Below are 23,675 nucleotides of genomic sequence, written 5' to 3'. Positions count from 1 at the left end.
CCACTTCGGTGGCTACTGGAATAAAAAGCGGGTATACGGATTTAATGGTTGATGGGGCACCTTCACCCCATCAATCTGATACCACCCTCAGATGGTTGATAGATCGACTCCGTAGTTGAGTTCCTCTGCGAAGTCCGGCAGTCCGTAACCGATGGTTTTCTTGTAGAAAGGAGAGACCTTCGCAGTCGGTGCCTTCTTCTTGTGCTTCGTGGTGTAGAGCATTCGTGCCCGCATCACCTCGAAGGAGTAACCGCGCCCTTCACGGTTCTTGTCCTTGGCCAGTCGGTTGATGGACTCCGTGTAAGCGTTGGTGACGGGCATGTCCGTCTCGAAGTAGGTCATGGTCTCTTCGCGCCAGTTTCCCACTGCCCTGACCAGATCGCTCCAGACTTCCTTTTGGCCCTTCGGGATGGTAGCTATCCACTCGTCCAGGGCGGCTTCTGCCTGGAGCCGTGTGGTGGCGTCCCAGATGCCGTAGAAGCGCTCCTTGTGCTCGTAGGCGGCCAGCAGTTGCGGGAACGCGCCTGTCCAGGTCTCCATGATGAGGCGCTCCCGGTCTGAGACTTCGTGAGCGCGTTTCAGCAGGATTTTCCGGTCTCCCTTGAGAGTCCGGCTCTGGGACGGTTTCAGCTCCTTTCTGAGGTCCTTGCGCACTCTCTCTAGGGCATCGTTGGCCATGCGCACCACATGGAACTTATCGACCACGATACGGGCCTGGGGCAGCACAGCCTTGACCGCTGCCCGGTAGGGGTTCCACATGTCCATGCTGACGATCTCGACCTTCTGCCGGTCTTTCAGCTTCATCAGGTAGTTGGTCACCACGTCCTGGCGGCGGGTGGCCAGCAGGTCGAGCAGGGTTCGCTCCTCAATGTTGGGTCAGAATGCAGCGGTAGCGCTTGTTCAGGTATAGCTCGTCAATGCCCAGGATGCGGGGCGTCTCGAAGCGGTGCCAGCGCCCCAGCAACTCGGCGCGGGCGTTGAAGATGTCGCGCACCGTCTTCTCGTCCAGGCCGGTCTGTGCCGCCACAAAGGTGTAGGGGTGGTTGAAGGATTCCTTCTCCACCTACTCATGCAGCCGCAGTGTCATACGGAATCCGTCCATCATCTCCGGTAGCTGGGGCCTGAATGTTGTCTTGCAGGCCCGGCAGGTGTATCGGCGGCGGACCACCCAGAGAGTGACCCGCTTGCCGTGGATGGGCAGATCACGATAGGGAACGTCACGCTTGCCGAACCGTACGAACTCACCCTGCACGCCGCATTCCTCGCAGGCGATGGGATCGGGCACGTCCACCTGGAAGTGCATTTCGTCGTCGGTTGATTTGCAGCCCAGTACTTGGTATTGCGGCAGGTGAAGGATGTTGTCGGGAAGTTCGGTCATGGTGTTGTATAGGCGTAGGTGTCAGTCAGATCCATCCGACTCGGCATTGGTGTTTGCTTTTTTACCCAACAAGCTGCTGGAAACTAAAAGTAAGGCACCGAGGACAATTGCAATATCAGCCAGGTTGAAGGCCGGCCAATGCCAGTCTCGCCAATAGAAATCAATGGAATCCACAACATAGCCGCGAAAGACCCGGTCAATCAGGTTGCCCATGGCGCCACCGAGGATAAGACTGTAAGCGATGGCTTCTCCTTTATGACGATTTTCAAGGATCAGCTTGATCAGAAAAATCGAGACCACTACCGCGATTCCGATAAAAAAGTAGCGCTGCCAGCCTCCACCATTCGCAAAAAGACTGAATGCGGCACCGGTATTCCATACGTGTACCCAGTTAAAGAATGAGGTCACTGAAATAGACTCGCCATATGCCATTGATTGTTGCACCAGCCATTTTACGGCCTGATCAGACGCTGCCAGCAGGCCCGATATGGACAATAGGGCATACGGCGAGAGCTTTTTGCCAATAATGAGCATTATTTAACCCTTCAACGCCAAAATGCGTCTAGCACCGTTAAGTACAATTACCCCCACGATGGTGCCGATAATCAGATCCGGATAATTGGACCCGGTCCACGCGACCAGAGCGCCGGCGGTGATGACCCCCAGGTTGATCACCACGTCGTTGGCCGAGAATATCCAGCTTGCCTTCATGTGCGCTCCGCCCTCCCGATGTTTGGATATGAGCAGCAGACAACTGGTATTGGCAATCAATGCGACGAAGGCGATCGCCATCATCATCAGCGATTCAGGCTCACTACCGAAAACAAAGCGTCGCACCACCTCGACGAGTACGCCGATAGCCAAAATCAGTTGCAGTACCCCTGCCAGATGCGCGGCACGTACCTGCATTTTCGCACTGCGCCCTACGGCATAGAGAGCCAGACCATAGACGGCTGCATCGGCAAACATATCCAGGGAATCAGCGATCAGGCCGGTAGACTGGGCGATCAGGCCAGCAGTCATTTCCACCACGAACATGATCGCATTGATACCGAGCAACACGCGCAGAGTGCCTGACTCCTGCGTAGCAGAGACTGCCGAGCTCTCAGCGGCCTTGATCGTCTCTGGGTCGGCAATGACGGTTTCCTGAAGCGAGGCGCCTAGCCCCAAGGTCGCCAGTTTCGCGGTAATGGGCTCAGCCTCGCCGTCATGCACGACCTTCAACCGGCGGTTCGACAAGTCGAAGGACAGTGCCCGAATCCCCTCAACGCCGTTCAGGGCCAGGCGAATCATGCGCTCTTCTGATGGACAGTCCATCTTCGGCACGGCATAAACACTGACCCATCTCCCTGGCGCCTCGGAGGAGGCCTGCATATCGATATCCGCCGCAGGCCTTGCATGGTCGCCACAGGGGCCTCCGCAGTTTTTACTCATGATATGACTCCACTTGAATGTGATCGGGTTTTCATTTAAAACTATATAGTAGCTATAATGTCAATAGCGTAGAGAATCCGTTGCGGAGGAACCCGATGCGTATTGGTCAGTTGGCACAGTCAGTAGGGGTAGATACACAGACGATCCGCTTCTACGAACGGCAGGGCTTGTTGCCGCCGCCTGGTCGGCAGGAGAACGGTTACCGTGTCTATACCGAGAAACACGTTGAGCGGCTGGCCTTTATTCGTCGCTGCCGCATCCTGGATCTGTCACTGGCAGAAATTCACGAACTAAAGCGCTATCAGGACGACCCTCATCAGTCCTGTACCGCTGTCAATGCCTTGCTCGATGATCACATCTCTCATGTGCGCTCGCAGATAACCGCTCTACAGGCGCTTGAGAAACAACTCGTTTCACTAAGAGCGCGTTGCAACGATGACCGGGAAGTTAAGGCGTGTGGGGTTCTTGCTGGAATTAGCGAGGGAAGCATGCATCAGCAGTAGGTTGGAGTGCCAACCAGATAATCCGATGAGATGCCGGTTTGCCTCACTCTCATGCAAAGGTAAGATCAACCATTTAATCCGCTTACCCTAAAAAGCCTACCATAGAAACTTTTAGAAGTTTTGAAGAGAAAAATATCATCGTTGCAAAATAGCCCAAAATTTAGCCTATTGCATAGACTATTTACCCTATCTTTTGCTTCGGAAAAGGCACAATTTTATTTCTCAAACTATCAATAAAATCAGACCATTCTTGCATCATCTTGATTCGATATTCTAAGTGTTGAGCATGGTTATAAGCTTGAGATACGGCATTACCAACTCGATGTGCTAACTGAATTTCAATTGCATCATGCATATAGCCCTGCTCATGAAGTGTCGTTGATGCAAGTCCACGGAATCCATGACCAGTCATTTTACCGTTATAGCCCATCGTACGGATCACACAGAGGAGTGCATTGCTACTCATGGGCTTTGCCGTGCTATGGTTATAGAAAACGTACTGCTTATTGCCGGTGAGAGGCCGTAATCCTTCAATGAGTTCAATTGCCTGTTTGGATAATGGAACAATGTGAGGCTGAGCCATTTTCATTTTCTCAGCAGGTATTCGCCATAAATGATTATCAAAATCAATCTCATTCCACTCCATCATTCTGAGTTCAGCTGTGCGTACAAAAGTCAGCGTCATTAGTTGAATGGCTGTTTTAATCATTGGATTGCCATGATAGCGGTCCATTCGCTCAAGGAAGGGTGGGAACTCAGAAATATCCAAACGTGCCATATGCTTCACTTTACGAGGTTTTAAAGCCTCATGAAGATGAGGTGTCGGATCATTCTCGATGAGACCCTTACGAATCGCAAAACGGAAAATACGACCTGCTAAAGGTATGGAGCGTTTAGCCATTTCCTGTGCGCCACGTTCTTCGATTTTTTTGGCACAGGCAAGCACATCTTTACCTTTGATTTGATCAATAGGCATATTGCCTAAATCTGGGAAAAGGTCTTTTTCAAATACGGATAAATCACGTAAATAGGTATTTTCTTTAATAACAGCTTTACGGTCTTCCATCCATTCCATAGCAAGTGCTTTGAAAAGCGTATTTTCAGCAGCTTGTTGTTTCTTTTGCTTCTTCGCTTCGTTGGGATTAATCCCATCTTTTAACTTTAACCGAGCTTCGTCTCGAATTCTTCTTGCTTGAGCCAGTGAGGTTTCAGGATAGGTACCGATGCTGAAAATATTTTCTTTACCGTTAAAGCGGAACTTCATTCGCCAATACATACCGCCCGATGGTGTGACTTCTAAGTACATACCTTTCTCATCGGAATAACGAGCTTTTTTTTCTAGGGGTTTAAGCTTTCGTACTTTTGCATCTGTAAGCATTTTGAAGTTCCGCAGAAATTGGGGGTATAAAAATTGGGGGTATAAATATGTACCCCCAGTTATACCCCCAACTGGAACAGGATTTCAATAGATGTTGTGAGATAGCATAAGACAAAAAAAAGACCTAAACCCTTGTGGTTTAAGTCTTTTAAGATCCCATAAGACATCGTGGGAATGATATTTGGCGGTGAGAGAGGAAGTCGTAAATATTATTTAAGTTATTGAATGTTATTAATATAAAAAGTAATAAGTTTAAATATACCGACAAATATACCGACAAGTGAAAAAAGGAAAAATATCAGATCACGTATCGTGAATTTGATTCTTTAATACTCAATTTTGGTATTCTGGGAATATAAAACTAATTGTTTAGATAAAAATAATATAATGAATATTTAGCCTGATGTTCTATTTTTGAAAAGAGTAGAGGCTAATAAACAGGGTACAAATACACTATGTTCAGCTTTTAATACTCCGTCTATGAGTCCGGGTAAGTGGAGCTTTAGTGTCATTTATAATTTTGACTATTTCACGAACCATATTTTTTTCTGCATACAGGCTTTTTAATAATTCTTCTATAATCTGAAATGAATCAAACAACTCGTCAAGGCTAATAACATCCTCCTCATGACTACCTGCATTCCCAATGTATTTAATAGCTAGCATTAGATCCTTATGCTCATAAAGTCTATTTCCATGGTCTGTTATGTTTCTTATTCTTTGATCTAGAGGAATAAAACTACCATTTGGTCTTTTTGAAAGAACTCCAAACTCTGTAGCTAAGATTTCAACGGCTACTCTGATTTTGTTTGCAGCTGCACTGATCCTAGCCAAATAATTAGACAGCGGTTCCCTCTAAATTTTTCAAATATTCTTTTTCAAAAGCTTCGGGACTAACCCAGCCATTTGCAGAATGTCGTCTGATTCGATTGTAATAAACCTCAATATATTCGAACAAGTCCTTATTTGCCTCTTTTCGCGTTTTAAATACACTGCCATGCACGATATGTACTTTTAATGTGTGAAAGAAGCTTTCAGTGACGGCATTATCCCAACAGTTGCCTCGTCGTGACATACTTTGAATGGCTCTATTGGCAGCTAACAAGTCTCTGTAGTCATGACTGCCGTACTGGCTGCCTTGATCAGAATGAACCATTACTCCACGAGGATAACCTTGACGCGCCATCGCATAATTAAACGCATCACAGACTAAGTGACGATCAATATGTTTGCTAGTCTGCCAACCAACGATGCGGCGACTAAATAGATCCAACATGACGCATAAATATAGCCAGCCATGCTGAGTCCAAATATAGGTGATATCGGTAGTCCATACCTTATTTGGTCTCGATACTTTAAACTGACGGTCCAATAAATTTGGTGCTGCTGATAAGCAATCTGCTGGGTCAATTTTATACTTGAATTTACGGGATATTTTACTGCGCAACCCCAGAGTACGTAACATTCTACCTACCGTTCTTTCACTCAAACAATAGCCCTTATCACGCATATCATGGACCAATGATGGGGCACCTAGACGTGCGTGATGCTGCCAATAAAGTAACTGTAAATCATTGAGTTGCTTCTCGCATCTAGGTGTTCGTTTCAACCACGCATAATAGCCCGATCGACTCACACCAATGCAATCACAAGCTGAAGCAACAGTAACCATTTCAGGCGCTATTCCTTTGATTAACGTGTACTTCTCTTGGCATCCTCGGTGAGAAAGTACACATGCGCTTTTTTTAGTATCTCATTCGCCTCACGGAGTCGCTTATTCTCTTTTTCAAGGTCTAGAATGCGCTGCTGCTCAGGTGTTAATTGACGTTTACTGGAGCCTGCTTCGCTAGATTGACGAATCCATTTATCTAGTGTTGAGTAACCGATACCAAGTTTATTGGCTAGTGCGGCTATCGATTCACTTGAGTTCGCTAAGGCGTAATCAATCGCTTGTTGTTTAAATTCCGGACTAAAGCGTTTAGCCATTTTTACATCTCCAAAGATTAAAATTAAACTATCTTTAGAGGGACCGATTGTCCAGTATCTTGGCTAGGATCACACTGGGCGAGTTAGGCGTTAAACTAAACGCCTCAATAATGGTGGATTTAATATCTTCCGGAGTTCCATTAGGGATATTAAAAAAACTTAAAGTTGGATAAAAATATTTAGGAAAAAATATATCTCTATATTCTCTTTCATATGGTACCGGATAACCATCTTCATCTAAACAATAATCGGTATATTCTTCTACTACTGATCCTGATCCAGAGGTTATAACAATTTCTCCACACTTTGGATTTAGGCATTTAAGTGTGCCGGTATAGGTATACTTTACCCATTCTACCTCATAAAAATCATTCTGCTCTCTTTCTAAAACACTAGAAACTTGTTCTTTTTGAAGCCAAGTAGTCTCATCCAAGCTTAAGGTTGGCTTATTACATTCTGGACAATTAAAGGGAATATCATCCTCTTTATGAAAAGATTTTAAGAAATTTTTGTAGCTTTCCATCATGGTCTGGTTCTATCCGTATAGTAGTTAAAGATGGTCGATCTTCATCATGTACAGGAACTCTTATTTATGTAAAGACCATGTCTGGTTAATAAGTCATCTTTTTATAAGAAAGTAAGAGAAATTGTCATTTCAAAATCAAAGATAAACTTTTATGCTTTCCGCATAAAAAGACACTTTTGAATGAATAATGATCTACTACACTACAACGAAAACAGACTGCCTTTTAAGCCTCATGCAGTGCATTTCTAACGGCAGTGCAAAGTTTTGGTTCTCTGATTCTGTGAGCTTTTCAAAGTTTCATACCGTCATTCCAAAGTTGATCTTGGAGTATGGTCTCAATCTGGATGAATCTTTACGCAAGCGAAAATCAGATTATGGGGAACCAGTGTGGAGTTTGGTCATCAATTATGATCCGGCAAGGAATGATGTATTCCAGTTCTGGTTATTTACCACAGGCTATAGAGAAGCTCGAAGAAGTAAGCTGACGCTAAAAGAAATACTCGCTAAAAATTCCAGCATGGTGCAAAAGCAAAAGCTCAACAGTATTTTGACTGTCAAAAAAGAGAAGCTGCTTCGCTATGGAGATTATGTACTTGGACAGTACATAGAGTTCAGCGATCTTAAACCTCAATTTGCTAAGACTTATTATCACCCGGAACAATTTGGAGTGATATTTAATACCAAGACAATCCGAACCAAGACAATTGATAGTAATAAGAATTCAACTTACCGGATATTTAAACCGTTCGATAATTTTGAATTAAATCGTCTAGCCGGCATTAATAAAAATTTTGGTTTCGCCTTTCTCGAAAATAAACACACTCGCTGGAATAAAACCTCTGTAAGTCAGTTTTTATTAAATCAGTTTGGGATTAAGTTTGATGCTAATACCGGTTATAACGACCGATTAAAAGAACTGACTAGGGTATTACGTGGAGTTCGTAAAAAGCACTTGGAGTTTTTCCAGCGTCATTCTCAGAAGAAAGTCCGCTACACCTGGTATCTATCAAAAGATTTTATGCAGTCGGCTGAAAGGGAGTTAGATAAGAAGATTGATTTAATCTCTACAGGTAAGGCAGATCGATTAAAAGAAGCTACATATCGATTAAGTGCACATGGTAATTTCCATGGTACCCGGCACCAAATTGGAAAGTTACAGACCAAGACCAGATCAAAATTAAATAGTAGGGATCCAAACCATAAGAAACTAAATCAAATGTATTTCCCTCAAAATCTTCACTATGTACGGTTTACTGCTAAAAAGGCTCAGAATATGAAAGAGTTTGAATTGGTATGTCGAAATGCAGATAAGATTTATTTGAATAAACAGGGTAGACAGAATTCTAAAGACCAACATTTGAGACGGGATAAAAAGACACACTCATTCATTGCTTCTTAAATTTCTGCTTCAATCGTTAAAAGCGAACACATAGCTTGAATAGCATCCTGATCTAATCAAGCTATTGGAGTTTTATTTATCTAATACGACATCAGCCAATTGATGAGCAATCTCTTCGATAGTGCTAAAAGAAGTATTCAAGGCAATTTTATCCGCTAGATTTGGACTATAGTTCATCACATCAGTTTTGGTGATCTTATGCCAAATTGGCAATATCATCTTATGACCGTTCATTTCTCTGGCTACTAATGCATCTAATTCATAGTTGGTCCATTCTTTCTTTATGAAATCTGCTGACAGAACTACAGTTCCATATCGTGAATTCCTTAGACCACTATCAATTTTCCGACGCAGACTATCTCCAACTCTCATAGAAAATTCATCATACCAAACCTTTAAACCTAGCCCTTGTAATGTCTCGGCTAGAGGGCGCACAAAGTCATCTTTATCTTCTGAAGCATGGGAGATGAATAAATCATATTCAGGTTCAGGTGTGACATCGAGATAAGGGGACGCCGTGGCACCAGTGATATGCTGGGTGGATGCTTTGATACTTTCAATTTCACGTTTCAGTTTTTTTTGATGTTCGATCTCTTCTTTTTGTTGCTTCTTGGCTAGAGCATCTAATTTTTTGCGTTCTAATGCTTCAGCTTTAGCCAAGTTCTGGTTTTCTTTTAATAACTTGTTTTGGATATCAGTTTTCTTTTTTTGCAGATCTGAAAGTTTTTTCTGGATCTGTGCATTTTCCTGTTCTTTTCTGCTGATTTCAGAAAGCTTAGTTTTTAGTGTGCTAGCTGTAGTGGTCTTTGTAATAGACGTTTGAAGTTGAATAATCTTAGCTGTGACACTACTTGCTTTTGTCTGCTCTAAACTCATCCTATGAGTTATATCGGATAGCTCTTTATTAAGCCTTGAAATAGTTGAGGATATGGATTGAATTGACATTGTAATCTAGTTCGAAAATATAAAGATCCAGATTATTGGCTGATCATATTAAATACAAGTCAGAAGGGTATTCTCATAAAGAAAAATTATCCGTGTGTGACTAGGTTTTATATCAGCTATTTAATCTACCCAATATTGGTATCATTCCGAAAACGGTAATATTCCCAATATTGGGGTTTTGAACGATCCCGTTTTTGGGATTTTGAATGTACCCGTTTTTGGGATGCAGAACCTATCAATGAATCTACCAAAGAATCTGTCAGTTTCTCTGAGAAGAAAAGTTCAACCTTTCAAGTGTTCATTAGAGTATTTCGAAACTGCTATTTTGACGATTCCTCTCTTTTTTAATGAGGAATATCTAAAGATGGGTAAATCCATAGGGGAATTTCACACCTATTTCATCACTGAGCAACTTTAGTAAGAAAAACAAACAAAGGTACATGAAAATATTAAAGGGGCTAATACGGCGAATAAGAACGTTTTAGGGGTATTTTTAGAAAGTCTTATTTAATCCATTTAAATACGCCGTAGTCTTAAAGATGATTGAAGGGGGGCATTGATCACCAGGTGGAGTAAAAGACTAAAAATATAGTGTTTTACGGTCTCCCTCGCGCGCGCGCGCGTTTTGTTGAAATATACCCATTTTTTGGGGACTTGGATTACCTCCTAATAATTTGAAACTTATTAGAGGGGAGGGCTATGGGGATTTATATTGAGCTTAATAATTTCGAAGTATCCAAAAGGCTAATTTTTCTCAAAGCACAGACTCAATATCAGGCACCTGATTACTTTGCGATAGTGCGAGAGCTTTATGAATACCATGAGATGAGTAGCGAAAAAATTGCTTTCTTGCTACCTGTCTCTGGTGCTTCCAGTGTGATTGAGTGGACTAAAGGTGGACAGCCAAATTATGAAAATGGTGAAGCATTAATAGAACTATGGAAAACTCTTACTGATAAGACAGATCAGGATATTCCAAGAATTAATTACCGGAGTGTGTAGGAATATGGGGAATATTAAGACAACAGCTTTTAAGCCATTAGATTGTGATGAAATGGAGAGATCCATTCAGCTATGCAATGGTATTGAATATTTAATTGATGAGTTTCAGAGACAAACTAATGGGAAGGAGTCGAGTCAATTATTTAATAGCGAATACCAGGCTCAATTATTAAAGATAGCATCCCACCTGGAAGAGCTGATCCACCGGCTCACTTATTTGGCGAATAAAAATAATAAGGCATTTTACTTTAGGCATTTGTTCGCGATTCTTAAAAGTTTGAGTTACGCACCTAATCCATTAATCATTACGGCATACCATCTGGATCCTAATCATGAGTTTAAGCGTTTACTTAATCGGAATACGTTTGATTATGAAGTCAGACAAATTGTTAAAAAAATTCAGTTTATAAAGCCAGTATTACAATCACTCGCTGTAGGCCGAAAGTCCGGTATTAGAAGCATTTCACATTCTTTTTAAGAATATTCTAGTATAAAAGGGGGCTTTCATAGCCTCCTTTTTTCATTGCTTTACACACCCATTTTTTGAGGACACATAACCATTTAATTTTGAAGTATTGAGTAAATTACTTCGAGAAAGAAAATGGCATTAATTCCACGTTCACAAGGCCGAACAGTATCACGGCCAACATTGCAGCAGCACACACCAATAACCGGACTCGGAAGTATTGGTAAAGCTATTGATGGTGTGCTTGAGGCACGTAAAGAGGAAAAGGATAAAACAGAGAAGGCTGATTTTGCATTACAGTCATCCAAGATTGGTGCTGATATCAGCGTTGTTGATAATGATTTGCTGCTTAAAATGCAGAGTGGAGAACTGACCTACGATAATGCAGTAAAGCAAAGACAGGAAAGCCTTGAGTCAATCAAGACCCAGTATAAAACTGCCGTACCAAAGCAGTTTGAGCAAAACTTTAATAATTACTTCGAACAGCATTCTTATCAAAGTGCATCGAAGTATTTGCCGATCGCGCAGAAGTCAGAGCAGCAACAGGCAATTGTCCAGCTCAAGGACATGAAAGAAAATTATTTAAAGAACCCGAATGCTTCCGAGCAAGAAGTTTGGAATGGTTTAGCTACATATGGACAATCTAAGAGCCTACCTTTGGCCCATGTTAAAGATGCTTATAACGAATATAAAAATAATCGCTCCAGCAATGAGGTAGCTGCATTCTATTTAGGAAATAAGTCGGACAATGAAAAGCTTACTGAACTAACGACTCCTGAAGCTGTAATAGCAAAACATCCCAATTTAACCCAAGAGCAGGCTGTCTACTGGAGTGGTCGTGCACTCACTCAAATGGATCAAAATAAACGTGCGGCTGCCTTGCAGCAAAAGCAGTTAGATGATGATGCTAAAGATGCTGTTAATGAAATGAAGGCAGACATTGAAACTGGATTAATTCCAAGTGAGGCAGTAATCAAGTCTCGTTTGGCACGTGTGCAGGGAACTCAAAAAGAATCTGAGTTTGTTCAATATAGTGGGGCCTTGGTTGAGGTCCAGCAGTTCATGAGACTGGGAGCGGATGAGCGCGAAGCTTACCTCAGTAAAAGGCGTTCAGAGGCTCAAAATACGGCGCAAGATAATGCTAAAGACGTGAGTTGGAAGTTAAATCTTCTTTCTAAAACGCATGAAAATATGCTGGGCTATGAGAAAAATAATTCAGCTCTGGCTTACTCGATTAAGACTGGCCAAGATCTAACAGTAGTACCAACCAATGCGATTCTAAGCGGCAATCCTGAAGCCATTAGTGCTCTATCTAAGAATATCAAATCTATTCATGCCAACAATATTTTAAACGGTACTGTAGGGTCCTTAAATCCATTCTCTACCCAACAACAATCTGAATTAAAGCAGTTCTGGGAAAAGGCTAAACCTGGTGACAAATTAGGTTTACTAACCAGTATTTATAAATCTAGTGCAGGCAATGCCAATGCATCCAGAGACATGATTAATAGCATTGCAGGCGAAAGCGGTTCATATCGTTTATCTGCATCACTGAATAACCGTGGTCTGCAAGATATTGCTGGTCAGATCGTTACCGGTCAGGATCTGATTGAGAAGGGATTAGTCAAAGTAGATGAAACCGGCTTAACAAAGCATACAGAAACCTATTTAGCCGGCATTACTTCACCAGGTAAACCTGACTTTCAAATCTATCTGGATTCAATCAAAGCCAACTATGCTTATTTGGTTCAAAAAGCTGAGAAGGTGACTGATACCAAAGGCAATATTTTAAATAAAACCATTGATGAAGAGCTTTTCAATAGAGCTGCCAAGAATGTCACAGGAGGCAAGTTCACCTCAGGGGGATTCTTCGGAAGTAAATCAGTAGTGTTACGGCCTCATACTGTTGGTGAAAAGGCTTTTCGTGAGCAGCTGGAGAGCTTTAACTCTCGCAATGCCCGTAACTATGGCGGATCTGATAAAGACTTCTTCTTGGATCTGCCTTTAGAGCAAGACCCTAAAAATCCATACGTCTATTACTTCAAGAATGGTAGCAAGTACATCATGGATGCCACCGATAAGAAGCGTCAAACACGCTTAACTTTTAAAGTGAGATGAGGTAGAGATGGAATTTTTAGCAGATGATGAATTAACGTTAAATCAGGACGATCCTCGCTTTAAACCTAAAAGTGAACGCGGTGGATTTAGTGACGGCGTATTAGGTACTGTTTCCGGTGTTGCCATGGGTACCATTGAGGCTGCCACTGCACCGGATGCCTTAGTACGTGGTGATAAGAAAGCAGCGGCCTTAAGAGCGCAAAACCTCGAGATTTTTAAGCCTGATGATTTAGGTGGCATAGGTGAGTTTACCTATGGCCTGACCAAAGACTTTACACGTATTGGCTGGAACGCCGTTACTACACTAGGTATAGGTGGTGTACCTGGTTTGGCCCTAAACTCTGGACTATTTGGGTACCAGACCTTTGAAGCAGAGAAATCAGACTTACTTAACAAAGGGGCGGATATAAAAACGGCTCGCACCGGTGGGGCTATTAAAGGGGTTACAGATGCTCTGGGCTTTGCTATTCCTACCCATGGTGTTGCTAAATCTGTAGTGGCTGATGCTGTGGCTACTACTGCGCTGGCTACTGGAGCTGGCGTAGCTGGTGATTATCTTGAAGGTTCATTTCTTGAAAACAATGAAAATAAGAAAGTCGCTCAATACGGTGAAGCATTAAAGGAAAATGCATTGAGTCCGTCCACATTGGCAGCAAACGGCGGGATGGCCTTGCTACTCAACTTGTGGGCGAACAAAGGGCGTTTACGGCCAGAGCAGATCAAAGACCATAGTAATGTAGATACCATGAATGATGCGGCTCATATTCAGGCCAACATCGAGCATGCAGAGGGTACGAATCCATTTAGCCCAACTAATGCTAAAGAAGCCAATTCACACTTTGATGCATTGGATAGTGCAATGGAGAGCGCACTGAATGATGAGCTGGTCAGCTTAAAAGCACCAGTGAGCGGAACACCTAAAGCAGTCGTAACCAGTACACCAGTGGTACCAATAACAGGTACACCGAAAGCTATCGTAAGACCAGGTGCTATTAATACTGATGAAAATAAAGCGCCAGTAATAGCGGAACTTTTGACTAATCCTGTATTTGATAAAAAACCTTGGACAAAAACGATTGTCCAGGAAGCCTCTAAACGGGGTATCAATCCAGTAGATGCCTTAATCATTTCCCATTTGGAAACTGGTGGCACCTTCAGTACTTCAATCCAGCCAAAGGGCAGAAATGGGGAGTTGCTTTCATCGGCCACCGGCTTATTTCAGACTTTGGATAGCACCTTTGCCCGTATGGGAGGTAAGAATAAGTTTGATGGTAATGATCAAATTAAAGCGGGCCTGAACTACTACGAGCACAATGCCAAGGTTTTTCGTAGTCACTTTAATCGAGATCCGAATGGCCTAGAGCTTTACTACCTGCACTTCTTTGGTGAGGGGGGTGGACCAGTCTTTTTAAAAGCCAAAGATAATGAGCTTTTTGTAGATGTGGCCACACGCTGGAGTAAAGGCAATCAGAAAAAGACTGCAAGACAGATTGCAGAAGGTATCACTTCAAGTCATCAATTCAATGGTATGACCGTAGGACAAGTAAAGGCCAAATACGAAAAGCGCTGGAACGAAATTGCAAGTCTTTATAGTGATGTTAGTCCAGATGCTTCAGTAAGATCTACTGAAGTCCGAGGAAGCGAATCAGAGTTCCCACAGTTTGAGTCTGATATAACTGCGCCCCCTGCTTACAAGTCACAATCTGATGCTGAAATTGAAGCAATGCCTTTTGTACTCAGTGCAGATGAGCATAGTGTGAAGTCACTCCAGGAAGAGTTTGAAGCCCTATCTTCTCCATTGACCAAGGAGGATCTGGAATACCTCAAGGCCACGGCGCATTATCAGTATTCGGAAGGAGGTGCTTACCGAACGCCGTATGTTGAACCTCAGGTCGACTTATCTGGCCCTGGTAATAGTGCCAGCCGTAATTTGGATACATTGGACTCTGATCTTTACCAGCTTGAGCCAGAACAACAACGCGTTATTCTTCCAGATCCAGAATCGAATACTTTGGATATCAATACCAGAACATCAGGTTCAAATATTCCGCAAAACTCAATTGTTGATGGTGTAGATAATTGGACCCCAACTAGATCGCAAAACTATCTCAAACGAGAGCGTTTAATGGAGGATGGGGGAGTTATTCAAGAGCTACACAATAGTACTTCTAATACGACATTCCAGCGCCAGATTAATCAGGATGGCACCATTAGCCCGGTAAAGGCTACACGTAATGGAAATGATCTATTCGCCCATCCTGCTAATGGTAAAGCCGATAGTCCTGAATTAACTGCAGTACAGCATAAAGCTACCCAGGCATTAGAACGGGAGTTCTGGAAGCCAGGTAAATCTAAGGTTGATGGTGCACCGGACTTAACCAAGTCTAGTAAAGGGGAGTACGGTGCATTCACTGACACGGCAGATGGTAGGGAAGCAGTTTCAATTCTGGAAGCAGATCTCGATATGGAAGTGACATTTACACGCCTGGATGAAACCGGGAATGAAGAAATTGTGACGATGTCATCCCGAGATTTATTGGACTATGTCAAAGAGCAAGAAGAAATCGCAAAAGATGAAATTCAGGCAGTGAAAGCATTGGCAAGCTGCGCATTAAGATTTGGGAGTGAAGCAGCATGAGAGCTGAATGTAGAGAACAAGTTGCAAAGGCATTAGGTAAAAGAAAATTAAGTGCAGCTGATAGTAATCGTATTTCATCACTGTATATCCGGGCACAAAATACTCTGGCCAGAACAGATCCTGATTGGATGTTTAAAAGTTCTGCTGAACGTGCTGAAGCGATTGCGCAGAAAACTGCTACGGATCTCGCCGTCCAGATCGCCAAGAATAATCAGAACATTGCCCGGGATGCAATTCTCAAAGCCCAACTGCAGAACGAAATCTATAACCATCCTAAATTAAATCCGGTCCAAGCTTTAATGCGGAAGATTGCATACTTCTCGGATCAGAGTGGTATCCAGTCTATAGAGAAACAATCTCAAGCATTGCATAGCCGCTGGATGTCATTGGTTGCTGATGTGTTTACCAAGACACAAGAGCGCTTTGGTATGTCAGTGAACAAGGCAATGACTGACGACATTATCCGGGTCATGTTTGGTGGCAAGTCTGATAATCCAGAAATTACGGCGATGGCCAAGGAAGTAAGTGCAGCCCTGGAGGAAATGCGTTTAGCCTTCAACCGGGCTGGTGGGAATATTAAGAAGCTCGATAACTTTGGCTTTATGACCTCACATGATCAGAAGAAAGTAGCCCTAACAGATCAATCAGAGTGGGTGAACGATGCATTGGCTGGAGTAGATCGTAATCAGTATGTCAAAGAGACTGGTGAGTTGATGGATGAGCTGGAGCTTAAATCCATGCTCGAGGAGATTTATAAAACCATCTCAACCAACGGCGCCAACAAAGACTTACTGATACTGAATAAACAGGCCAAAGCAGGTGCATCGCCTGTAGGTGGTCGCTCCAAGATGGCAAATCGTCACCAAGAGTCCAGGGCTTTGCATTTCAAAGATGGTGACGCATGGCTGGCGTATCAGAAGAAATATGGAACTTATGATGAAGCAGGGTTTCATGAGATTCTGAAAAACCATACTCACCGCATGAGTACAGAAGTTGCCATGATGCAGAACCTTGGGTCCAATCCTCGCAATACATTTGAGTCGTTATTGGATGAAGCCAAGATCAAACTGAAAGCAGATCCACAGAATGGCATGAAACATGGTGAGATTGATAAGCAGGCTCATCGGGCCATGTCCATGTATAACACTCTGGATGCCAATACCCGGGCGATTGATTCAACTTTAGGTAACGTTATGGGTGGTCTACGCGCCTTAATGGTTGCATCTAAATTAGGTGGCACCACGCTGACGACCTTTGGCGACCATGCCAGTATGAAGAAGGTCGCTAATATGCTGGGCCTGTCCTATACCAAATCGATCCTCCCTGAATACATGAAGCAATTGAAACAGGGTGCCACACGTGATGAAGCATTGCGGTTTGGCCTTGGGATTAACGAAATGGCCGGTTCAATGACTCGTTTTGGTGATGCTGATATTGTCAGCAGTGCTACCAAGTCAGGCCGCTTTAATGCACGTATGCAGGCTTTTGCTGCAACGACTATGAAACTATCAGGACTGAACGCTGTCACTGCAGGAGCAAAACGAGCGCTTAATTTGGTGCATATGAATAAGCTTGCTGAAATGACCCGTAAAACGGATTGGAAGGATCTTGGTGCAGATGATCTTAAGATCCTGCAGGGGAACGGTATTACCGAACGTGACTGGCAGTTGTGGCAGCAGCTGGAGCCAAGTAAGCGTGAAGATGGGACGGCGGTACTTTCGCAGAATGACTTCTTTAATGCACCAGATGATGTGATTAAGCAGTTCTTGCCACTGGACAAGCAGGACAATGCTAATGCACTGGCTGACTTCCGGTATAAAGCTGCTATGAAATACCAGACTCATATCTTTAATGAGGAGTCAGTCGCTATTATTGAAGCAGGTGTACGTGAACGTAGCATCATTAACTTAGGTGAAGCCGGAACTATCCAAGGGGAATTGGGCCGAACCCTATTCCAGTTCAAAGGCTTCCCATTGGCTTATATGTTCCGTATTGGTCATCGTGCCTTTGCCCAGGGAGATATTAAGAGTCGGGTGACGTTCCTAGCTTCGCTACTGGCTTATCAAACTTTAGCAGGTGCATTGATCGTTCAGACCCAGAACTTGGCCAATGGTAAGAATCCAGAGCCTGTATTTACGATTGATTTCTTTGGTAAGTCACTTCTTAAAGGTGGCGGGCTTTCCTTCCTAGGGGACATCATGTCTGCACTTTCAGATCCAACCGGTCGAAGTGCATCAGACTTTATCAGTGGCCCATTATTAGGCCAAAGCATGAAGTTGGGTATGCTGCTAACCGGTATGGGTAACAACATCATTGAGGGGAAAGAATCTACCCGGATGATGGAAGTGGCCAATACCCTGAAGAGTAATATTCCATTGCAGAATCTTTGGTACAGTAAGCTGGTCGTAGATCGAATGCTGTATTCCAAAATGCAGAATATGATTGATCCTGATTATCTACCAAGAACACAGCAGCGCCTGGAGAACTTAGGTAATAGTTACTGGTGGGATTTATCAGAAGAATAAAATTAGGAGCCTCGGCTCCTTTTTTAATTTTTAGATTACTATGTTGTATTAATATTTATAAATAGCCCAAATTCAACATCGAATGATGTGATGAGACAATTAAGGGGGAAATATGATTGGTAGAGTTTTACCCATATTACTTTTAGGGTATTCAACAGTAGCTTTAGCAGAGAATGGATTTGATCGCTCGTTAATCAATGCCAAGATAATTAATGAGAAATATGAAATTATTGATATTGATAGCTTTAACGATCTTACTCGTCAAATCACCAATGAAGTAGTTTCGACGTTACCTAGAAAGGTTGATGCTGATACAGAGCTATTAACCATGGTGGTAAGCAGACCTTTAATTTCTCAGACTTATGCGCTAAGAGATATTGAAACTAAAAAGGATTTATCGGAAAAAATAGACTTGGAAAAGTTTAGTCAATTAATTAGAAATTACGCTTGTTCCTCAGCTATTGGTACTTCTCAAGTTTATAGGGTAAATGGCACTCATTTTTCTTTTAAAGTGATTAATAGTAATTTTATGGAACTTTACAGCTATACATTCCCACTAAGAACATATGAAGAATGAATGTGAAATACAATTCAAAGTTGCAGTTATTGCTGAACAGCTTGATTAGTATGACTACACTTTGAGGAATAATTGATGACCTTATATATCTCAACACCTGAGTTATTGAAGCGCTATGGAATTACTAAAGGTACTTTGATCAGCTGGCGAAATAAAAAGAACTTTCCTGAACCAGTCATTAAAGCGCATGGACGCTCAAGCAGTCGTTACGGGATCAAAGCAGTTGATACCTGGGAAAGAAACAGTGGATTGCTTGAATCACTTGAAATAAAGCCTCTGATAACATCACATACATAATTTTAGTAGAAAAAGGAATTTCACATCATGAAGAAGATATTAGCTTTCTCTCTAATGAGTCTTATAAGCTCAGTGGCTTTGGCTACCCCAATTACACTTCAGCATTCCAAGACCAGCTATGTGAACTCAGGGATCTGTTCCGCCGTGGTGGATGTGACGATCCATGATTTTCTTGGGGCCTATGACAAACTGTATTTAGACCTGGTGGCAAAGTGATCCTAGCCAAATAATTAGACAGCGGTTCCCTCTAAATTTTTCAAATATTCTTTTTCAAAAGCTTCGGGACTAACCCAGCCATTTGCAGAATGTCGTCTGATTCGATTGTAATAAACCTCAATATATTCGAACAAGTCCTTATTTGCCTCTTTTCGCGTTTTAAATACACTGCCATGCACGATATGTACTTTTAATGTGTGAAAGAAGCTTTCAGTGACGGCATTATCCCAACAGTTGCCTCGTCGTGACATACTTTGAATGGCTCTATTGGCAGCTAACAAGTCTCTGTAGTCATGACTGCCGTACTGGCTGCCTTGATCAGAATGAACCATTACTCCACGAGGATAACCTTGACGCGCCATCGCATAATTAAACGCATCACAGACTAAGTGACGATCAATATGTTTGCTAGTCTGCCAACCAACGATGCGGCGACTAAATAGATCCAACATGACGCATAAATATAGCCAGCCATGCTGAGTCCAAATATAGGTGATATCGGTAGTCCATACCTTATTTGGTCTCGATACTTTAAACTGACGGTCCAATAAATTTGGTGCTGCTGATAAGCAATCTGCTGGGTCAATTTTATACTTGAATTTACGGGATATTTTACTGCGCAACCCCAGAGTACGTAACATTCTACCTACCGTTCTTTCACTCAAACAATAGCCCTTATCACGCATATCATGGACCAATGATGGGGCACCTAGACGTGCGTGATGCTGCCAATAAAGTAACTGTAAATCATTGAGTTGCTTCTCGCATCTAGGTGTTCGTTTCAACCACGCATAATAGCCCGATCGACTCACACCAATGCAATCACAAGCTGAAGCAACAGTAACCATTTCAGGCGCTATTCCTTTGATTAACGTGTACTTCTCTTGGCATCCTCGGTGAGAAAGTACACATGCGCTTTTTTTAGTATCTCATTCGCCTCACGGAGTCGCTTATTCTCTTTTTCAAGGTCTAGAATGCGCTGCTGCTCAGGTGTTAATTGACGTTTACTGGAGCCTGCTTCGCTAGATTGACGAATCCATTTATCTAGTGTTGAGTAACCGATACCAAGTTTATTGGCTAGTGCGGCTATCGATTCACTTGAGTTCGCTAAGGCGTAATCAATCGCTTGTTGTTTAAATTCCGGACTAAAGCGTTTAGCCATTTTTACATCTCCAAAGATTAAAATTAAACTATCTTTAGAGGGACCGATTGTCCAGTATCTTGGCTAGGATCAAAGGACAAATCCGGCAGAGTGCAAGGGACTTCTGAGAATGTAATAACCTACGGCGATATACAAAACCTTCAAGGTAAAGCATTTGGGAATATCTTTATCGAATCAGAGACTATGTGCGGAGCGGATCGTACCTGGACAGTTCAAGTTAAGCGCGCCGTCCTGGTTGTAGATGGTAAACGAGAAGATTTATTGAAAGCTAAGAAAGTCCATATTGATGACTTTCAGCCAATGAAATTTAAAGTTGCTCCTTAAGTATTAAATCTTTGATTTTATAAAAAAGTCGACGCTAGTGGATTTCACCGATAAAGTCCTGAATCTAAGCTAAATAATGTGAGACTTAACTGGCATTAAGCCTTTATCTAAAGGAATTTCCAATCTAAATATTATGGACATATCTAGCTAAATAATTTTAAACTTGCGTAAATGCGCAAACTGAAATAATCTGCAAGTTATGGAAAGAAATCTCGAACAATATCGTACACCTGGACAAGCTCTTTCAGCTCTTCTAATTGAGAAGGGGTGGAATGGTAGAGTCTTAGCTGGGATTTTACAAATTGATGAGTCTGGCGTTAATAGGCTATTACAAGATAAAAAATCTATTTCTCCTAATTTAGCTATTATTTTTGAAGATATCTTTAAAGTACCAGCCGAACAGTTTATTAATTTGCAAGGTCAATATGATCTAGCCAAAGCTAGACTTAAAATTATGCCGGACCCTCAGCTTGAGTACCGTGCTAAGTTATTCGGTAGTCTACCCATAGCCGATATGATTAATCGCTCATGGCTAAATGTAGAAAATAAGAAAGATTTCAATAAGATTGAGTCAGAGCTATTACGTCTTTTTAAAGTAGATTCTTTAGAAAAGATAATAGAAATAACCCCTCATAGTGCAAAAAAATCTAATTGTGATGATATTGCTACGCCCGTGCAGTTAGCGTGGATCAATCATGTAAAAAGAATCGCCTCGGAAATGATTGTGCCAGCCTATAGTCCAGAAAAAGGAAAAATGGCAGCTGAAAAATTAAAACCTTTACTGTATTCCGCTGAAGAAATTAGAAAAGTTCCTCGTATTCTTATGGAACACGGTATCCGCTTTGTGATTGTAGAATCGCTTAAAGGATCAAAAATGGATGGCGTATGTCTATGGTTAAATGATGGAACTTCACCAGTTATTGGAATGTCATTACGTTTTGATAGGATTGATAATTTTTGGTTTGTATTACGCCACGAGTTAGAACATGTCATTCAGGGACACGGTAAAATTGTCCCAAAAATCGATATAGATATTCACCCTGGTGAAAGTGAAGATGAGGATGAGAAAATTGCAAATGAGGCTGCGGCATATTATGCAATCAGTGAGCAAAAAATGAATAGTTTTATCGCTCGTAAATATCCTTTCTTTGCTGATATCGACATTATGGGATTAGCAAATACTATTAAAGTACATCCAGGAATTATTGCTGGGAAACTTCAGTACCATACGAAAAAATACAATTTATTTAGAAAGCATTTGGTTCCAATTCGACCAATTCTTACACCTTCAGCTGTAGTTGATGGCTGGGGGGATGTTTATCCACTTGAAGACTAAGGAGTAATTTTAAGTGAATCAAAACCAAGCATTTCAAGAAGCCATAAGGCTTTACAAGAGGAAAACTGGGCTATCGGAAGTTGATTTAAAGGAGGTGGCAAAGTTTGCTGTTGAGCAGCTGGGTTATAAACTTCCAGAACCTGTAGATCCTTTAGATGTTTTAGCAAAAAAAATTGCTGTTGCAGCGAGAGAGGAGACTAGAACAGATAAGTCGACAGGGCGACCATACCGAGTAAACCATGCAGTGCCCAAGCAAGGCTCTCAACAGTCATTATGGATTGATATTGATGAAGCTCCACGCCCATTAATACAAAAGTCATTCATGAAGCGAAGAGATGGAATTCTCGGTGATGCATTGCAGTTATCATTAGATATGGATCACTGGAATAGCGTCAATTCGACCGAAGAGCCAATTCTAATTCCTATGGACTTTACAGAAGACGTAGAGGAAAGAAAGAATGCTACCAATCATATGACCGCAGATACAGAAAACAAAAAACCGATATAAAAACATATTGCTTTTATATCGGTTCTTATCTCGAGTAATTGACCAGAATTAACTGTATTAGACGAGCCTAGGAAACTTAATCTTAATACTTTTGAATTATGGTCACAAGTATAATGCCTACCTTAAAGGTGGGCTTTTTTTTATAAAAGATGTTACCCATCACATTTGTCTTGTGGTTTTGCCAATTACTTTCAATCTCTTGCTACGGCTCTACCATTCTTAATATGCATGAAATTAGATGCTATCTAATTTCCTTAAAGTCGACTCAAATCCAAAATTGTCATAGTTCCCCAGTGTACAGCACCAGTATCGATCCAATAACAGTTATCGCGCTTGTACGGTCGCTGGGTAACTGTATGCCCCATGATTACCGCATCAACTCCTGACACATGGGTATATTGCAAATTTTCATCATTCAAACGTTCACGGCCCCACATGGCTATCTCTGGAGGGGCTCGCTTGTGATCAATGATGTGTTGAGCCTGATCAAAATTATTAAGTTCCCTCTTAAATTCATCCCAATCATTTTGTTCAATATGTCCATGTACAAAACCGAACTTTCTCCCCTTGTGGCTTACCTCTAAAGCAATCGGTAGTGTTTTGAATTTTTCAATGATTTCGCGCTGAATCTGATAATCCAAGTCATAAAACCACTCACCACCATTTTGAATATGACAGTTAAAATAAGAGCGATTAACATCACCCATGATGACTAAATCCTCGTGATTTCCCTTTACTGATGTAAACCAAAGTTTATCGATCAGGCTTATGCATTCTTCGTTCTGGATGCCACGATCCACTAGATCACCAACTGCTACCAGTAAATCATTTTCAAAGTCAAAACCGATTTCCTTAAGGCGAGTCATAAGCAGGTTGTAGCAACCGTGAATATCCCCAACGGCCCACAACCTCCCTTTAATTTCTTTATCCCAAATTTTTACTAAATTCATGCCTTAA

The 23,675-nt window shown here is 42.1% G+C and carries 19 protein-coding genes and 3 pseudogenes; 12 read left to right on the top strand and 10 right to left on the bottom strand.

The genetic code is table 11. The annotated features are described in order from the left end of the window. Positions 1 to 87: 87 nt before the first annotated feature. The 3 genes and pseudogenes from F948_RS13530 to F948_RS13520 form a co-directional block, all read right to left on the bottom strand. A pseudogene (locus F948_RS13530) lies at positions 88 to 1,378 on the bottom strand (ISL3-like element ISPpu12 family transposase). Between the two features lie 21 nt (positions 1,379 to 1,399). Continuing rightward, positions 1,400 to 1,912, bottom strand: coding sequence for a signal peptidase II (lspA, locus tag F948_RS13525; RefSeq protein WP_004964809.1), 513 nt, complete (start codon positions 1,910 to 1,912; stop codon positions 1,400 to 1,402). Between the two features lie 3 nt (positions 1,913 to 1,915). After that, positions 1,916 to 2,812, bottom strand: a complete 897-nt coding sequence (locus F948_RS13520; RefSeq protein WP_004964805.1) for a cation efflux transmembrane domain-containing protein — start codon at positions 2,810 to 2,812, stop codon at positions 1,916 to 1,918. A gap of 95 nt (positions 2,813 to 2,907) precedes the next feature. On the opposite strand from F948_RS13520, the gene cadR reads away from it, so the two are divergent. Next, positions 2,908 to 3,315 carry a Cd(II)/Pb(II)-responsive transcriptional regulator gene (cadR, locus tag F948_RS13515; protein ID WP_001219642.1) on the top strand — a complete coding sequence of 136 codons (408 nt, stop codon included), beginning with the start codon at positions 2,908 to 2,910 and terminating at the stop codon, positions 3,313 to 3,315. Between the two features lie 181 nt (positions 3,316 to 3,496). Here cadR and F948_RS13510 read toward each other — a convergent pair whose 3' ends face one another. The 4 genes from F948_RS13510 to F948_RS13490 all read right to left on the bottom strand — a co-directional run bounded on the left by F948_RS13510 (position 3,497) and on the right by F948_RS13490 (position 7,205). Then, entirely contained in the window at positions 3,497 to 4,693 is a 1,197-nt protein-coding gene (locus tag F948_RS13510) for a tyrosine-type recombinase/integrase (RefSeq protein ID WP_004964802.1), read from the bottom strand. Between the two features lie 459 nt (positions 4,694 to 5,152). Next, entirely contained in the window at positions 5,153 to 5,527 is a 375-nt protein-coding gene (locus tag F948_RS13505; RefSeq protein WP_017397317.1) for a DUF4145 domain-containing protein, read from the bottom strand. Between the two features lie 4 nt (positions 5,528 to 5,531). Continuing rightward, a protein-coding gene (locus tag F948_RS13500; protein ID WP_100222360.1) for an IS3 family transposase occupies positions 5,532 to 6,679 on the bottom strand; the annotation gives its coding sequence in 2 pieces (ribosomal slippage) (positions 5,532 to 6,442 and positions 6,442 to 6,679; 1,149 coding nt in all). 34 nt (positions 6,680 to 6,713) lie between these two features. Continuing rightward, the gene (locus F948_RS13490) at positions 6,714 to 7,205 is read right to left on the bottom strand and encodes a hypothetical protein (protein WP_004964795.1); all 492 of its coding nucleotides are present in this window, start codon (positions 7,203 to 7,205) and stop codon (positions 6,714 to 6,716) included. Positions 7,206 to 7,437: 232 nt separating this feature from the next. Here F948_RS13490 and F948_RS13485 point away from each other — a divergent pair, with 232 nt between their 5' ends. Continuing rightward, on the top strand, positions 7,438 to 8,604 hold the full coding sequence (locus F948_RS13485; RefSeq protein WP_004964792.1) for a hypothetical protein: 1,167 nt from the start codon (positions 7,438 to 7,440) through the stop codon (positions 8,602 to 8,604). A 72-nt stretch (positions 8,605 to 8,676) separates the two neighbouring features. Here the strand turns inward: F948_RS13485 and F948_RS13480 are convergent, their stop codons facing one another. Then, positions 8,677 to 9,549 carry a toll/interleukin-1 receptor domain-containing protein gene (locus tag F948_RS13480; RefSeq protein WP_025464258.1) on the bottom strand — a complete coding sequence of 291 codons (873 nt, stop codon included), beginning with the start codon at positions 9,547 to 9,549 and terminating at the stop codon, positions 8,677 to 8,679. A 699-nt stretch (positions 9,550 to 10,248) separates the two neighbouring features. Between F948_RS13480 and F948_RS13470 the strand changes: the two genes are divergently transcribed. From F948_RS13470 to F948_RS16750, 7 genes and pseudogenes are all read left to right on the top strand, one after another. Next, positions 10,249 to 10,551, top strand: a complete 303-nt coding sequence (locus F948_RS13470) for a hypothetical protein (protein WP_004964786.1) — start codon at positions 10,249 to 10,251, stop codon at positions 10,549 to 10,551. Positions 10,552 to 11,152: 601 nt separating this feature from the next. Further along, a complete protein-coding gene (locus tag F948_RS13460; protein ID WP_004964777.1) occupies positions 11,153 to 13,135 on the top strand; it encodes a hypothetical protein in 1,983 nt (660 codons plus the stop codon). A 7-nt stretch (positions 13,136 to 13,142) separates the two neighbouring features. Beyond that, on the top strand, positions 13,143 to 15,773 hold the full coding sequence (locus F948_RS13455; protein WP_004964773.1) for a lysozyme family protein: 2,631 nt from the start codon (positions 13,143 to 13,145) through the stop codon (positions 15,771 to 15,773). Further along, positions 15,770 to 18,298: a hypothetical protein gene (locus F948_RS13450; RefSeq protein WP_004964769.1), complete on the top strand. Its 2,529-nt coding sequence runs from the start codon at positions 15,770 to 15,772 to the stop codon at positions 18,296 to 18,298. The genes F948_RS13455 and F948_RS13450 overlap by 4 nt, the downstream gene beginning before the upstream one ends. A gap of 112 nt (positions 18,299 to 18,410) precedes the next feature. Continuing rightward, positions 18,411 to 18,875, top strand: coding sequence for a hypothetical protein (locus F948_RS13445; protein ID WP_004964764.1), 465 nt, complete (start codon positions 18,411 to 18,413; stop codon positions 18,873 to 18,875). Positions 18,876 to 18,950: 75 nt separating this feature from the next. Next, positions 18,951 to 19,172, top strand: a complete 222-nt coding sequence (locus F948_RS13440; protein WP_004964761.1) for a hypothetical protein — start codon at positions 18,951 to 18,953, stop codon at positions 19,170 to 19,172. Between the two features lie 27 nt (positions 19,173 to 19,199). Continuing rightward, positions 19,200 to 19,385, top strand: a pseudogene (locus F948_RS16750) (hypothetical protein); the annotation flags it as partial. Positions 19,386 to 19,402: 17 nt separating this feature from the next. On the opposite strand, the gene F948_RS13430 reads toward F948_RS16750, so the two are convergent. Continuing rightward, a protein-coding gene (locus F948_RS13430) for an IS3 family transposase (RefSeq protein WP_100222360.1) occupies positions 19,403 to 20,550 on the bottom strand; the annotation gives its coding sequence in 2 pieces (ribosomal slippage) (positions 19,403 to 20,313 and positions 20,313 to 20,550; 1,149 coding nt in all). Between the two features lie 63 nt (positions 20,551 to 20,613). Between F948_RS13430 and F948_RS13420 the strand changes: the two are divergent. The 3 genes and pseudogenes from F948_RS13420 to F948_RS13410 all read left to right on the top strand — a co-directional run. Beyond that, positions 20,614 to 20,874: pseudogene (locus F948_RS13420) on the top strand (hypothetical protein); the annotation flags it as partial. 199 nt (positions 20,875 to 21,073) lie between these two features. After that, on the top strand, positions 21,074 to 22,210 hold the full coding sequence (locus F948_RS13415; protein ID WP_004964752.1) for a transcriptional regulator: 1,137 nt from the start codon (positions 21,074 to 21,076) through the stop codon (positions 22,208 to 22,210). Positions 22,211 to 22,223: 13 nt separating this feature from the next. Beyond that, the gene (locus tag F948_RS13410) at positions 22,224 to 22,718 is read left to right on the top strand and encodes a hypothetical protein (protein ID WP_004964749.1); all 495 of its coding nucleotides are present in this window, start codon (positions 22,224 to 22,226) and stop codon (positions 22,716 to 22,718) included. Between the two features lie 254 nt (positions 22,719 to 22,972). On the opposite strand, the gene F948_RS13405 is transcribed toward F948_RS13410, so the two are convergent. Beyond that, positions 22,973 to 23,668, bottom strand: coding sequence for a metallophosphoesterase (locus F948_RS13405; RefSeq protein ID WP_004964746.1), 696 nt, complete (start codon positions 23,666 to 23,668; stop codon positions 22,973 to 22,975). Positions 23,669 to 23,675: the final 7 nt, after the last annotated feature.

Origin of the sequence: Acinetobacter junii CIP 64.5, assembly GCF_000368765.1 — a bacterium.
GTDB lineage: Bacteria > Pseudomonadota > Gammaproteobacteria > Pseudomonadales > Moraxellaceae > Acinetobacter > Acinetobacter junii.
This window is presented reverse-complemented; position numbering and strand designations above follow the sequence as displayed.